This window comes from Streptomyces sp. NPDC091287, from assembly GCF_044768525.1.
In the GTDB taxonomy this organism is placed as follows: domain Bacteria; phylum Actinomycetota; class Actinomycetes; order Streptomycetales; family Streptomycetaceae; genus Streptomyces.
The window spans coordinates 1-1,565 of record NZ_JBIVUV010000048.1; the positions used below are offsets into that span (position 1 = coordinate 1).

Sequence of the window (1,565 nt, forward strand, 5' to 3'; positions counted from 1 at the left end):
CCGCCCGCGCCACCCTCATGGACGCCCTCCCCCACACCGGCACCATGACCGCCATCGAAGCCACCGAAGAAGAAATCACCCCCCACCTCGACGACACGGTCAGCATCGCCGCCATCAACGGACCCCGCTCGATCGTGGTCTCCGGCGACAACACAGCGAAGATCGCGGCACACTTCGCCCACCGCAAGACCAAGCAACTGGCTGTCAGCCACGCGTTCCACTCGCACCACATGGACGCGATGCTCGACGACTTCCGCACCGTGGCCCGTACCCTCACCTACTCCGCACCCCAGATCCCGATCGTCTCGACCGTGGCCGTCGACAGTGACCTGACCGATCCCGAGTACTGGGTCACCCAGGTCCGCTCGGCAGTCCGCTTCCACCACGCCGTGGTGGAGCTGGAGACACGCGGCGTCACCACCTACATCGAACTCGGCCCCGACGGCGTCCTCACCGCCCAGGCCCAGCAATCCGCAGAAGGCACCTTCACCGCAGCACTGCGCCGCGGACGCGACGAGACCACCACCACCCTCACCGCACTCGGCACCGCCTACGTCCACGGGCGCCCGGTCACCGTCGCCCAGGGGAATCTGGTCGACCTGCCGACGTACGCGTTCCAGCACGAGCGTTACTGGCTGGTGCCGACAGGCGGAGGCAACGCGACCGAGCTCGGGCTGGGCGAGAGCGGGCACCCGTTGCTGGGCGGGCTGCTCCGGCTCGCGGACGGCGAGAGCACGGTGCTCACGGGGCGGTTGTCGCCTTCGTCGTGGCTCGCGGACCACAAGGTACGCGGCACCGTCGTCGTCCCCGGCACAGCCCTGGTCGACATGGCCCTCCACGCAGGTGAACTCGCCGGCCACAGCACGCTCGACGAGCTCGTCATCGAGGCTCCGATGCTGCTCACCGAGGCCGTCCAGGTCCAGGTCAAGGTCATCGACGACGCCGTGACGATCCACTCGCGCACCGACAACGACTGGACCCTCCACGCCACCGGTACCCTCAGCTCGACCCCCGCCACACCCCAGGAATTCGCCTGGCCCCCCGCCGGCACACCTCTCGACGTGGACGAGCTGTACGTCACGCTCACCCAGCGCGGACTGGAGTACGGCCCGGTGTTCCAGGGCCTCACCCACGCATGGCGTGACGGAGAAGTCCTCTACGCCGAAGTCCAGGTTCCGGAAAACGGCTTCGGCATACACCCGGCACTGCTCGACGCCGCGCTGCACCCGGCGGCAGGCACCGCGGACAGCCTGGCCCTACCGTTCTCCTGGAACGGCGTCACCCTCCACACCAGGGAAGCCGGAACCATCCGGGTCCGGCTGGCACCCGACGACGGCAACGGACTGAGCCTCCACGCCATCGACGAGAACGGCACCCCCGTCCTCACGATCGACCGTCTCCTCACCCGCCCCGTCGGCGCCGAACTCACACCACCCATCGACGGGCTGTTCGAGGTCGCCTGGCCGCAGATCACCCCGAACACCCGGACCACCGATCACACCCTGATCGAAGTCCCCACCGGCAACATCCACGACGTCACCGAACACACCCTCACCACCCTCCAA

1 protein-coding gene is annotated in these 1,565 nt (G+C 68.4%); it reads left to right on the forward strand.

Annotation, left to right across the window (positions count from 1 at the left end; genetic code table 11):
• Positions 1-17: 17 nt before the first annotated feature.
• The coding region (locus tag ACIQRW_RS38365) for a polyketide synthase dehydratase domain-containing protein (RefSeq protein ID WP_403770004.1) at positions 18-1,565 on the forward strand (1,548 nt) is incomplete at its 3' end.